The organism is Priestia sp. FSL P4-0332, assembly GCF_038005845.1.
In the GTDB taxonomy this organism is placed as follows: Bacteria; Bacillota; Bacilli; order Bacillales; family Bacillaceae_H; genus Priestia.
In genome coordinates this window covers 967898-980392 of sequence record NZ_JBBOUA010000001.1, presented here as the reverse complement: position 1 = coordinate 980392, position 12495 = coordinate 967898, and the positions used below count along the sequence as shown (strand labels likewise).

8 protein-coding genes are annotated in these 12495 nt (G+C 41.6%); 3 read left to right on the top strand and 5 right to left on the bottom strand.

The window, feature by feature from the left end; genetic code table 11:
• Positions 1-11 precede the first annotated feature (11 nt).
• The 3 genes from MKY06_RS05020 to atzF are packed head-to-tail and all read left to right on the top strand — an operon-like array spanning position 12 to position 6059.
• The gene (locus MKY06_RS05020) at positions 12-665 is read left to right on the top strand and encodes an urea amidolyase associated protein UAAP2 (RefSeq protein ID WP_029324913.1); all 654 of its coding nucleotides are present in this window, start codon (positions 12-14) and stop codon (positions 663-665) included.
• A gap of 16 nt (positions 666-681) precedes the next feature.
• Complete coding sequence (uca, locus tag MKY06_RS05015; RefSeq protein WP_098399672.1) at positions 682-4293, top strand: urea carboxylase; 3612 nt, start codon at positions 682-684, stop codon at positions 4291-4293.
• Positions 4294-4307: 14 nt separating this feature from the next.
• Positions 4308-6059 (top strand): allophanate hydrolase, encoded by a 1752-nt coding sequence (gene atzF, locus MKY06_RS05010; RefSeq protein ID WP_029324911.1) that lies wholly within the window; start codon positions 4308-4310, stop codon positions 6057-6059.
• Positions 6060-6311: 252 nt separating this feature from the next.
• Here atzF and MKY06_RS05005 read toward each other — a convergent pair whose 3' ends face one another.
• The 5 genes from MKY06_RS05005 to MKY06_RS04985 all read right to left on the bottom strand — a co-directional run bounded on the left by MKY06_RS05005 (position 6312) and on the right by MKY06_RS04985 (position 12459).
• The gene (locus MKY06_RS05005) at positions 6312-7187 is read right to left on the bottom strand and encodes a sugar phosphate isomerase/epimerase family protein (protein WP_029324910.1); all 876 of its coding nucleotides are present in this window, start codon (positions 7185-7187) and stop codon (positions 6312-6314) included.
• A gap of 91 nt (positions 7188-7278) precedes the next feature.
• Positions 7279-8727 carry an aldehyde dehydrogenase family protein gene (locus MKY06_RS05000; RefSeq protein ID WP_098278276.1) on the bottom strand — a complete coding sequence of 483 codons (1449 nt, stop codon included), beginning with the start codon at positions 8725-8727 and terminating at the stop codon, positions 7279-7281.
• 151 nt (positions 8728-8878) lie between these two features.
• Complete coding sequence (locus tag MKY06_RS04995; RefSeq protein WP_013055685.1) at positions 8879-9835, bottom strand: hydroxymethylglutaryl-CoA lyase; 957 nt, start codon at positions 9833-9835, stop codon at positions 8879-8881.
• Positions 9835-11043: a CaiB/BaiF CoA transferase family protein gene (locus MKY06_RS04990; protein WP_013055684.1), complete on the bottom strand. Its 1209-nt coding sequence runs from the start codon at positions 11041-11043 to the stop codon at positions 9835-9837. Before MKY06_RS04990 ends, MKY06_RS04995 begins: the two co-directional genes overlap by 1 nt.
• A 111-nt stretch (positions 11044-11154) precedes the next feature.
• Positions 11155-12459 carry an MFS transporter gene (locus MKY06_RS04985; protein ID WP_013055683.1) on the bottom strand — a complete coding sequence of 435 codons (1305 nt, stop codon included), beginning with the start codon at positions 12457-12459 and terminating at the stop codon, positions 11155-11157.
• Positions 12460-12495 lie beyond the last annotated feature (36 nt).

Here is a 12495-nt window from a genome sequence, read left to right as displayed (position 1 = left end):
AGGCTTCTATAATGGCTGTATTTAATCGAGTGGAAAGCAACAGAAAAATAGAGAACGCAATTTATGATGAAACGGTACTGGCTGGGGACGGCTGGATGCACGAACTTAAACCAGGCCAAACTCTTAGAATAATAGATGTAGAAGGCAATCAAGCAGCGGATACTTTATTCTTTGATGCAGAAAATCCAGAAGATCATTACAGTGCAGTGTCTACGATTGCTAATCAAGGAAATATTTATTTATCCACCGGCACAGTGCTGCTTTCTCAATCTGGCAAAGAACTAGTCAAAATTGTAGCTGACACGTGTGGACGCCACGATACCTTAGGCGGAGCTTGTTCCGCACAAAGCAACACCGTACGTTATGCACATGACACGCTTCCGATGCATAACTGCCGAGATACATTTATGCTGCAGCTATCAAAATATGATAGCCGCTACACCAAAAGAGATTTAGCACCAAACGTAAACTTTTTTATGAATGTACCTGTGACGCCAAGCGGCGGATTAACGTTTAATGACGGGGTATCTGCACCTGGCTACTATGTAGAAATGGAAGCTATCAATCCTACACTTGTATTGATTAGCAACTGCCCTCAGCTTAACAATCCGTGCAACGATTATAACCCTACCCCTATTCGCTTAGTTATTTGGGATTCATTATAAAAAGGAGTGTTCATCTATGTTTACAAAAGTATTAATTGCTAACCGAGGCGCAATTGCCGTTAGAATTGAGCGAACATTAAGAAATTTAGGAGTGAAGTCTGTAGCTGTTTATACAGAAGCTGATCAAGACAGCCTTCACGTTGACGACGCAGATGAAGCCATTTTAATCGGCAGCGGCCCGGTCAAAGAAAGTTATTTAAATGAAGACCTTATTCTAGATATTGCAAAAAAAACAGGTGCGGAAGCTATTCATCCAGGCTACGGTTTTTTAAGTGAAAACGCGGAATTTGCCCGTCGCTGTCGAGCTGAAGGAATTGTATTTATTGGTCCTACACCTCAGCAAATGGAAGTATTCGGATTAAAACATTCAGCTCGTGAAATTGCGCAAAAAGCCGACGTGCCTTTGCTGCCTGGTACACCTCTTATTACAGATGTATCAGAAGCTATATGTGCTGCTGAAAAGATTGGCTATCCCGTTATGTTAAAAAGTACAGCTGGCGGCGGCGGAATTGGAATGCGTGTTTGCCAAGATGAAAAAGCGCTTCAAGCCGCTTTTGACTCAGTTTGCCATTTAGCACAAACAAACTTTAAAAACAGCGGTGTTTTTTTAGAGAAATACATTCAAAAAGCTCGCCATGTGGAAGTTCAAATCTTCGGGAATTCTTTTGGAGAAGTAGTGGCTTTAGGAGAACGCGACTGCTCTATTCAGCGAAGAAATCAAAAAGTAATTGAAGAAAGCCCAGCTCCAAACTTCCCTTCATATATACGGGAAAATATGCTGCAAGCAGCTACTAGACTAGCTAAAGAAGTAGGATACCGAAGTGCAGGAACGGTAGAATTTTTATATGACGCCGAAGCGGAGAAATTTTATTTTTTAGAAGTAAATACTCGTCTTCAAGTAGAACACGGAGTTACAGAAGAAGTGTTAAACATCGATTTAGTAGAATGGATGCTTAAAGAAGCATGCGATGAGCTAGTAAACCTTCCTTCTTTGCTTCCTGTTCCTTCAGGTCACAGTATCCAAGCGCGTATTTATGCCGAAGATTGCTTAAATGATTTTCGTCCCAGCGGCGGGCAAATCGATCAAGCCATTTTCTCTAAAAGTTCTCGAGTTGAAACATGGGTGCGAGACGGCATTACTGTAACGTCACTTTATGATCCTATGCTGGCTAAAATTATCGTTCATGGAGAAACACGAGAAGAAGCCCTTTTAAAATTGAGCGCTGCCTTAAAAGAGACAAGACTATACGGCATTACTAGTAATCTTCAATACTTGCAGGGACTGTTAGAAGAAAAAGCGTGCAAAACGGGAGACGTATATACCCGAATGCTTAACTCATATACTCCGAGCGAACAAGCAATTGAAGTATTAGACGGCGGCGTTCAGTCCACTGTTCAAGATTACCCGGGACGCACCGGGCACTGGAATGTAGGAGTTCCTCCGTGCGGGCCAATGGACCCTTTTGCTTTTCGTACTGGAAACAAACTTCTCGGAAATTTACCGGATGCCCCGGGAATTGAAATGACTCTTCGAGGCGGCTCTTATAAATTTAGAGACGATGTATCTCTTTGTATTACCGGTGCTAACATGCATGCTACATTAGACGGCGCTGAAATTCCCATGTATAAAACCATTCAAGCAAAGCCAGGACAAATTCTTTCATTTAGTGAAGCAACCGAAGGAATGCGTACGTATTTACTGATTGGCGGAGGACTTGATATGCCTAAAATATTAGGCAGTTCTTCTACTTTTACACTAGGAAGCTTTGGAGGACACGGCGGAAGAGCACTTCGCACAGGAGATGTACTGCGTGTTTCTGACTACGCTCACGTTGAAAATGAACTTGCTCTTTCTGATCAGCCGACCATGTCTAAAGAATGGACAATCGGGGTGATTCCCGGCCCTCATTGTACAGAAGAGTTTTTGCAGCCAGAGTACTTGCAGCAGCTAACAAATACAAAATGGGAAGTTCATTTTAACAGCTCTAGAACAGGCGTTAGATTAATAGGTCCTGCTCCTTTTTGGACGCGTGAAGATGGAGGAGAAGCCGGTTTGCATCCATCAAATATTCACGATAATGCCTATGCCATCGGCACCTTAGACTTAACCGGAGATATGCCTATTCTACTTGGCCCAGACGGCCCGAGCCTTGGCGGCTTTGTTTGCCCTGTTACGACTGCTTCAGCAGAGTTTTGGAAAATAGGACAGCTTCACCCCGGAGATAAAATTTCGTTTAAATTAATTGATCTTGAACAAGCTGAAAAACTCAAATGTACGCAGGAAGACTTTTTACAGCGTATCGGAACATCTGCATCACTTCCTGTGCTTACAAATCCAGTAGCACAGCCGCTCAAAAGCGATTATCCGCTGCTGATCAACGAAACGGAAAATAGACGATTCCCTTTTTCCGTCCGCTGCTCAGGCGATGCGAATATACTTGTGGAGTACGGAGAAATGGAGCTTGATCTGCTGCTTCGCTTCCAAGTGCATGCTTTAATGGAAGCTATTCAAAAGCGTAAGGATTTACCAGTTCTAGATTTAACGCCTGGTATCCGTTCTCTTCAAATTCATATTGATGCAACAAAGATGTCTATTCTTGAACTTTGCCAGCACATTTCAGCTATTGATCGCGCACTTCCTCCGCTTGAAGAAATGGAAGTTCCCTCTCGTATTGTAAAACTTCCACTTTCATGGGATGATCCTGCGACTCAATTAGCTATTGAACGCTATCAGCAAAACGTTCGTCCAGATGCCCCCTGGTGTCCAAGCAATCTAGAGTTTATTCGCCGAGTAAACGGTCTGGATCACATTGAAGATGTTAAACGAGTTGTATTTGACGCTAATTATCTTGTAATGGGGCTTGGAGATGTATATTTAGGCGCACCTGTTGCTACGCCTCTAGACCCTCGTCACCGTTTAGTTACAACGAAATATAATCCCGCTCGTACATGGACGCCTGAAAATGCAGTTGGTATTGGCGGTGCGTATATGTGCGTATACGGAATGGAAGGTCCTGGTGGCTATCAATTTGTGGGACGCACGATTCAAATGTGGAACCGACTTCGTCAAACGGAAAGTTTTGAAGCAGGAAAACCGTGGCTTCTTCGTTTCTTTGATCAAATTCAATTTTACCCAGTAGAAGCAGATGAGCTTTTAAAACTGCGCGAAGATTTCCTTCGTGGGAGATTTGAAGCAGATATTACGGAGACAACGTTTAAACTTGGAGAATATTTAGATTTTCTTTCATCTATTGAAGAAAGCACGGCTGCTTTTCGTCACACCCAGCAGGCTGCTTTTCAAACAGAGCGAGAAAATTGGAAAGCACTCGGCTTAGCTGAGTACGTCTCTGAACATGAAACCGCTGAAATTACGGAACAAGAACTGCCCGAAGGTACGGAAGCCGCGCGCTGTACAATGCCGGGAAGCGTATGGAAAGTTCTTGTAGAAGAAGGACAAAAAGTTGAAAAAGGCGATACGTTAATTATCGAAGAAAGCATGAAAATGGAGTTTCCACAGCTAGCACCTATGGATGGATATATCAGTTCTATTCATGTAAAACCCGGCGATGAAGTACAAGCTGGACAGCTGATTGCCGGTATAAAAGCCTTTGCTCCAATTACTAATTAAGGACGGTGGATACAATGAAAACAGTGAGCTTGCCTAAAACATTTTCGGTTCAATGGTTACGTGATATGTATATCAAAAAAGAATTAACTCCGGAAGATGTAGTACATCAAATTCTTACACGTGTAGAAGCTGATAAAGACATGAATATTTGGATTACCCCTCCTACACTCGGTGAGTTAAAACCTTATCTGGATCGCTTAGCTATGCTAAGCCCTGAAGCGTTACCTTTGTGGGGAATTCCATTCGCCGTTAAAGACAATATCGATGTAGCACATGTACCGACGACAGCCGGATGTAAAGAATATACGTATATCCCTTCTGAACATGCTACGGTTGTTCAACGCCTTATTGATGCAGGTGCTATTCCTCTTGGAAAGACCAACTTGGACCAATTTGCTACAGGACTTGTCGGTACACGAAGCCCTTACGGCGAAACGCACAACGCGTTAAAGTCCGAGCTCATTAGCGGTGGATCGAGCTCTGGGTCAGCTGTATCCGTAGCTCGGGGGCATGCTGCTTTTTCTTTAGGTACCGATACAGCAGGTTCAGGACGCGTTCCAGCCGGTTTAAACCGTTTAATTGGCTATAAACCTTCTCTCGGAGCGTGGCCATCTGCAGGTGTAGTTCCGGCGTGTAAAAGCTTAGACTGCGTCACTGCTTTTGCTCATGAATGGAATGATGTAGTGCTCGTAGATTCTATTATTAGAGGAGTAGACGATCAAGATCCATGGTCACGCTCTGTTGTTCGGGCTTCTTCGGCTCTCCCTGAAAAAATTTGTATGGTAAAAGAACCGCTCTCATTTTACGGACCGTTTGCTGAGCAGTACGAGGAAGCGTGGAAGCAAGCAGTGAAAAAGATTGAAGATTTATCTATTCCTATTGAATACATTGACGGCTCGTATTTAAGTGAAGCAGCTGCTTTATTGTATGACGGCCCATACGTAGCGGAGCGCTGGGCTGACTTAGGAGAATTTATTACTTCTCATGAAGAAACAGCATTTCCTGTAACCGAGCAAGTCCTTCGTTCAGGAGCTAAATCAGAATATAATGCTGCTGCTTTATTTCAAGCTTCACATAAGCTTCAATCCTTTAAACATAAAGCATATCATCAGCTTAAAAATGCTGTTCTTGTTATGCCAACAGCAGGCGGAACGTGGACGCGGGAACAAGTAAGAGAAAATCCAATTGAAACAAACAGTGACATGGGGCGTTTTACAAATCATTGTAACTTACTCGACTTGTGTGCTGTATCTCTTCCATCTCAAGATGCAGATCTTGATTTACCGTTTGGCATTTCATTTTTCTCTACATTTGACGGCGAACAATTCATTTGCGGACTCAGCGAATTGTTTTTAAATGGTGAACGAACGGCTGATTCAAAAAAAGATACAACATTAGTAGCTGTTTGCGGTTTGCATATGCGCGGGTTCCCCCTTGAATCTCAAATGCGTGAACACGGAGCTTCATTCGTACGAAAAGACCAAACCGCTCCTTATTACCAGCTTTTTAAACTGCCTACTTCTCCAGCAAAACCGGGGCTGTTGCGAACACATCAACAAGGAGAAAAAATTGAAGTTGAACTTTGGAAAATTCCTTTATCACTGCTCGGCTCTTTTGCCGATTCTATCCCTTCTCCTCTTGGACTAGGCAAAATCACTCTTGAAGACGGCAGTAAAGTAGCGGGTTTTCTTTGTGAAGCTCATGCGACAGAAGATGCGGAGGATATTACGTCTTATAGAGGCTGGCGGGCTCTCTCAACTTACTAATAAATCAATTATTTACTAAGCTGTTGAGTACATTCTTAACAGCTCTTTTTCATCAAACCTTCAATGTATATAAAAATAAGAACTTAGCATTAACTATGACAAAGTGAAGGTATGATCTCACACTTTTATATTTATTCTTGATTCTTACGTTTACCGTTTTAACAGAGAATACCCCCACTTTAAGCTTGCTAAATGGGGGTACTTCAATTAAATAGACCTAAAAGGCAAGCTGCACAATACTCTCCAGAGCGCCTATCTTGTAGAATGAAAACGCAGCTGATCTTGTCCCACAGCGTCATGAGAAACATACTTCTTGCGCGGATGCTTATCTAAGTATTGTTTAGCAGTTTGTAAACATTGGCGCGCAAACTCTTCATATCCTAGTTCGTTGGCACGTTTTACATTTGGCAACTCTATGGAATAAGGAACCTGCGGGATACGATTAATAATACTTGCAACATCAATGCCTTCTTCATTTAAATACAATCGTTCTTCTCTAAGAACTCGAGTCATCTCCTCCTTTGAACTCGGAATTTCCGCAGAAGCATTGCAAAGATGAAGATAGCGAAACCACTCACGAGGCACGTCTTCCAAATCTTCCACCTTATCTCCTGATCGATGAAAATGGTGGATATCAATCATAAGACCTGCATTTTCACGATTAGCCGTATGAAGAACATCCATTGCGCCTTTAAGGTTGTATACGCTCGCAATAGGAACAAATTCTAATTCAATGGTTAACCCAAAAGGCTTAGCTAGATCACAGAGTTCAGCAAAGCATTCGATACCAAAATTGCGATCGTCCGTCCAAATGCTGCTAAGGACGTGGCGTCCTCCAAGTTCAGCAGCTGCTTCCATTGCAGGTAAGTAACGTTTTGGATCAACTCCCTCATAGATACGTGCTAACTCTATATCAAGAAGCTTCACTCCTGTTTCTGACATAGCAGATTTTGTTTCTCGCATCAGCTGCTTATTTTCAGTTAACGCATAGTTAGGCTCTCCAGGCAACCCCATGTAAATAGGCCTTAAACTAACAAAATCATATCCTGCCTTCGCAGCCATATACGTCATTTCAGGTGGCGAACATCCAAGAACAGTAAGATACGCAAGGGAAAATTGATTAGGCATTTTATAAATTCCTCCTTTATTGAAACGAATTAGATCGATCTAATTAAAATGACGATATATACTTATAAACGTCCTGCATATTGATTTGATTTTAATTCTCTGTAGGCAGTCTTAATACAATCATCTTCGTTTCAGTCATTTCTTCAACAGCGTAACGTGGACCTTCTCTGCCAATACCGCTGTTTTTCACTCCACCATATGGCCAATGATCTAATCTAAAGTTAGATGTTCCATTAATAACTACACCGCCCATTTCAAGAGAATGAGCCACTTTATAAGCCAAATCCATTTTGTTCGTAAAAATCCCTGCTTGAAGACCAAAAGCAGAATCATTTGTCTCTTCAATAGCTTCTTCAATCGTAGCGTACGGGACAATACTAATAATAGGACCAAATACTTCTTCACAAATAACTTTACTTTCTTTAGAAGGATTTAGTAGAACGGTAGGTTCCACCGTAGCTCCGCGGCGCTTTCCTCCGCATATCACTTGTGCCCCTGACTGTACGGCCTCATCAATCCAGCTCGTCACTCGTTCAGCTGCATGGACATCTACTACACACCCTACATCCGTATCAGGCAATAAGGGATCTCCGATTTTAAGTGTTAGCACCTCGTCTTTTAAAAGATTGGTAAACTCAGAGACCACGGATTGATGTACATAAATTCTCTGAACAGAGATACAGCTCTGCCCGGAATTGCTAAATCCGGTTTTAGCACACATAGCTGCAGCACGGTTTAAATCTGCGTCGTTATGGACGATCGTTGCAGCATTTCCTCCTAGTTCGAGCAATACTTTTTTCATTCCAGCTAGCTCACAGATGTTTTTGCTAGCTACTGTTCCACCTGTAAATGAAATAATATTCACACGATCATCTTTTACAATTTGCTGTGCAACCTGTCTTCGACCAAGCACCATATTTACAGCATTTTTAGGGAATCCCGCCCGCAGCAGCAGCTTTAAGAGTTCTGTTGCGATTAAAGTTGTTTGGGAAGATGGCTTTAAAATCACGCTATTCCCAGCAGCAAAAGCCGGCCCAATTTTATGGCATACAAGATTTAAAGGGGCGTTAAACGGTGTGATAGCCGCTACAACACCAACGGGCACTCGGAAAGTAGATGCAATAGCTTGTGCACCTCGTTCTGAAACGTCGCCAGGCAATGTTTCACCAATCAATCTTTTTGCCTCTTCCCCTGACAGTTCCAATGTTTCGATTGAACGGGCCACTTCGTCCAGCGTGTTTTTCAAAGGCTTTCCTAATTCTAAAGAAATAAGTCGAGCAAATTTTTCTTTCTCTTGTTCTAGTAATAGAGCCGCTTTCTTTAAAATTTTAGAACGCTGGTAAGAAGAAAGGGCGGCGACATGTTTTTTTGCTTCATAGGCTGATGCCAATGCTTTTTCAACATCTTCTTCATTTGCTAATAGCTGCTCACCTATGACTTCTCCAGAATAGGGGTTTTTTATTAAAGCAACTTCTCGATTTTCAATAATCCATCCACCGTTAATATAAGGCTGTGATTTCTTTTCAATAGTTTCTATCATATTTAGCACCAACTTTTCATTTTTATTAAACAAACTTTTATATAAAACAAGACCTGAACGTTTTTACATGAGATGAAAATAGATCGATCTAATTTATTTTGATTTAAACGCTCTCATCACCTCCTAAAAGGCTATCATGTTCACGGCTTAGTTATACTAATTTCTCTTGAACCTTTGGCTTGGCATGAAGTTGTGAACAAGGACCTGCTTGCAGCATATAGCTTCCACCGTCATGACCAATTACTTGCTTCACCTCTTTTGCTGCTTCAATAAGCTTGTTAAGATCAATGCCCGTATGAATTCCCATTTCACTTAATCCATGAACCAGATCTTCTGTAGCTATATTTCCAGTGGCGCCTGGAGCGTAGGGACACCCTCCTAAACCGATAATAGAACTATCAAAATGAATAACACCCTGCTGCAAAGCAGCCACTACATTAGAAAATGCCATTCCTCTCGTATTGTGCAAATGCATGGAGAAAATGATGCCGGGATAATTTTGTTTAAGAAACCCTAGCATACGATACACTTGCTGAGGATTTGCCATCCCCGTTGTATCCGCTAAAGAAATTTCTTCGACACCCATCATTTTGTATCGTTCTACAATAGAAGAAATGCGTTCTATAGCAACTGTTCCTTCATAAGGACATCCAAACGCTACCGAAATTGAACCTCCCACTTTAACGTTATGCTTTTCCGCTAATTCGATAATAGGATAAAAACCTTTTTGGGCCTCTTCTACAGAACAATTTGCGTTAGATAAGCTGTGAGAATCTGTAGCTGAAAGCATAAGCTTTAACTTTTTCACTCCGGCATCAATGGCTCTCTGTGCACCTTTTACATTCGGCACTAACGCGCGAAATTTGATATTTGTTAAATCTTGAACACTTTCTACGACCTGCTCGGCATCCTTTAACTGAGGAATCGCTCTCGGATGTACAAAAGATGTAATTTCCATTGATTGAATGCCTGTCTTGGCTAGCTGACGGATAATAGATATTTTTTCTTCTGTAGGAATCCACTCATGTTCAGCTTGAAACCCATCCCTTGGGGCTACTTCACAGATTATGACTTTTTCCGGTAATTCTATTTTTTGAATAGTATTCATTAAATAACCCCCTTTTCTTTTAACACCGCTAAGTCTTCACTTGATAACCCCAGTTTTCCGCCTAGAATTTCTTCATTATGTTCTCCCAATTCAGGGGCACGATGACGAATTGCTCCCGGTGTATGTGAAAACTTTGGTACTACTCCCGGAACCTTAATTTTTCCTAGGCGGGGGTGCTCTACTTCTACAATGTTTTCTCGTTCTCTATACTGAGGATCGTTAAATATATCTTCAATGCTGTAGATAGGACTAACTGGCACACCAAATGAATCTAACTTTGCCTGCAGCTCGTCTTGAGTGAAGGACTTAATCCAATTTGACACAATTTCCTGAACTTCATGATCATGTTTTAGACGCTCTACGTTGGTATAGTATCGCGGATCCTTTAACATATCTTTTCTTTCCATTGCCTCTGCAAGACGATCAAAGGTAGAGTCTGTACTGCATACTAAAACAACAAACTTTCCGTCTTTTGTTTCATATGTGCCTGCAGGGCTTGAGTGACCTGCAAGTCCAGGGCTTCTTTCTCTTACTTTTCCGTTTTGATCATATTCAGCGATTAAAAACTCCATCATTCGAAAAATAGATTCATATAATCCCATTTCTACTACTTGACCTTCCGGCTGTTCGTGTACATCTCTATGATAGATAGCGCTTACACAAGCGAACGCAGTGTATATGCCCGTTACATAATCTAGTAAAGAATAAGAAGGACTGACGGGCGGACGATCTGAATATCCTTGTAAATAAGTATGTCCGCTAAATGCTGTCCCCGGTGTACCGAATCCAGCTTTTTCTCGATAAGGACCTGTTTGTCCATAACCTGATACGCGCACCATTACTAGCTTAGGGTTAACTTTTTTAAGCTCTTCATATCCTAAGTTCCATTTTTCCAGTGTACCCGGGCGAAAATTTTCAATTAAAATGTCTACTCCACTAATTAGCTTTTTGAAAATTTCTGCTCCTTCTTCTGACCGAATGTCCAGCGTAACAGACTTTTTATTGCGAGCAAGTCCCGGCCACCTTAAGGGTTCAGTCCCTTTCCAAGGCCCTACAGTCCGAAGTGTATCTCCTTTTCCCGGAAGTTCAATTTTGGTTACTTCCGCCCCCAAGTCCGCTAGTAAAGTAGCTCCAAAGGGAGCAGCAATCATAGTAGAAATATCTAGTATTTGAACTCCTGTTAAAGGTCCATAATTTTTGGTCAACACGTTGAATCCCCTCCGGTAATAACTGTTTGCATAGTTAATTAAGATAATTAATTTGTAGATTTCCTTTTGTATGTTAAAAACCAATGATAGTAGTCAAAATATTAAGATTATTTATTTTTCTAAAGTTAACTCTTTTTCTTCTAATAGGATAGACTCTTTGCTTTCAATCGGGTCTAAATCTGTTAGCAGAAACGTATAGCTTAAAATTCCAATCACTAAAAAAGCAGCTGCTAAAAGGAAAGCATACATAAATGAACCCGTGGCCTGAACAATAAACCCAGTCGTAATAGGTGCAACAATAGCCATCGAGTTATTCCCAAATGTTAAAAGTCCCGTTAATGTTCCTACCGTTCCTTTGGGTGCAATAAATGTAGGAATACTGTAGGCAACAGCAGATGTGACAACAAGACCTCCAAGTGCTGTTGAAATCCAAAATACAGCTACGTTCGCACTGTGAGTAAACGCTGCTCCAATAATTGACAAACCAAATACCATACCTATTACTAGAAAAAACTTGCTGACACGCGTCCGGTTATACCCTTTGTTAATAAGACGATCAACAAGCCAGCCCCCGATTACTATTTCAGTAATGGTACCTACAATCCAAGGTATAGCCGAGTACCAGCCTGATTTTAAAATAGACATGTTCATTTCTGTTGCTAAATATCCAGGAAGCCAAGTCAAGAACAAAAACCATGAATAGCCGTATGCCGCAAACCCAATGAATACTGCCCAGACTTTTCTTTTAGTTAGCAAATATCGAATGTTCTCCATTGCACTGCCTTTCGCTTCTTCTGAACTTTGAGAACCGCCTTGAACAATGTAGTCATATTCTTCTTTCGTCAAACGCTCATCTTCATGAGGTTCACGATACCAGATCCAATAAACAATAGCATATATGAAACTAAGAATAGCAGTTGCTAAGAAACCGCCTCGCCAGCCCCACTCTGTTACAATTAGTGCTAATATAGGCGCCCCGATGGCGTTGGAAAGTTTGGATTGAGAATCATAAGCTGCGATAGCTTTTCCGCGTTCCTGACGCGGAACCCAATGGCTAACTGCTTTGGCAGCAGATGGAAAGAATGGTGCTTCTCCAACTCCTAACAGCACCCGAGATAAAATAATTAACCCCCATCCATTTGCTACTGCAGTTAAAAGACAAGCTACTGTCCATATCACGGTCGCTACACGCGTTACCCATTTTACGCCTATTTTATCTAGCAAAGGCCCTATAGGAAGTTGAAGTAAAGCGTAAGACCATGCAAATGCTGATAGGAAAATCCCCATCTGACCTGCTGTCAAGTTAAATTCTTTTTGTAACAATGGCATAGCAATGGACATATTAATTCGATCAAAATAGTTTACAACTACACCAACCGCAATCAAGAATACAATCGACCAACGATGTTTTTTCATTATCTTCCCTCACTCATAAGATTTTAAGTATGCGCT

Excerpts from the sequence above, each read along its gene's own strand:
- MKY06_RS05020 (WP_029324913.1), top strand. The coding sequence starts at position 12 with ATGGCTGTATTTAATCGAGTGGAAAGCAACAGAAAAATAGAGAACGCA.
- uca (WP_098399672.1), top strand. The coding sequence starts at position 682 with ATGTTTACAAAAGTATTAATTGCTAACCGAGGCGCAATTGCCGTTAGA.
- atzF (WP_029324911.1), top strand. The coding sequence starts at position 4,308 with ATGAAAACAGTGAGCTTGCCTAAAACATTTTCGGTTCAATGGTTACGT.
- MKY06_RS05005 (WP_029324910.1), bottom strand. The coding sequence starts at position 7,187 with ATGCCTAATCAATTTTCCCTTGCGTATCTTACTGTTCTTGGATGTTCG.
- MKY06_RS05000 (WP_098278276.1), bottom strand. The coding sequence starts at position 8,727 with ATGATAGAAACTATTGAAAAGAAATCACAGCCTTATATTAACGGTGGA.
- MKY06_RS04995 (WP_013055685.1), bottom strand. The coding sequence starts at position 9,835 with ATGAATACTATTCAAAAAATAGAATTACCGGAAAAAGTCATAATCTGT.
- MKY06_RS04985 (WP_013055683.1), bottom strand. The coding sequence starts at position 12,459 with ATGAAAAAACATCGTTGGTCGATTGTATTCTTGATTGCGGTTGGTGTA.